The following is a 391-nucleotide window of genomic DNA, read 5'->3' as shown; positions in this document are numbered from 1 at the left end:
CATTAATTGGCGTTTCTAGAACAGCGAGAGCTACAGTAGATGAGATCTTCACTTATCTACAAGAAATTAATACTAAAAAATTTTCAGAATAATTATCCATATCGAGTATAAGAATTTTAGAATCGGTTTTGTGTCTAAGCTACTGGGAGCATTCCAATATTTTGATTATTATTTCACTAAAAGTGTCTACAAGATCATGCTATTCATTAAGCCATAATTTTTGATATTTAAACCTAATTTCATGAATTGCACTAAAAAGAGGGAACTCTTTCATAATTTATAATTAAATTAGAAGTTTTCTTAGGAAGCTGTTTAATATTATTGATATCTATACAGTTTTTCTTGTAAAAGCGCTTCATTTATAGTGAGTATTTCAATAAAATAAGGGAGC

Source organism: Acinetobacter harbinensis (genome assembly GCF_000816495.1).
Lineage (GTDB): Bacteria > Pseudomonadota > Gammaproteobacteria > Pseudomonadales > Moraxellaceae > Acinetobacter > Acinetobacter harbinensis.
This window is presented reverse-complemented; position numbering follows the sequence as displayed.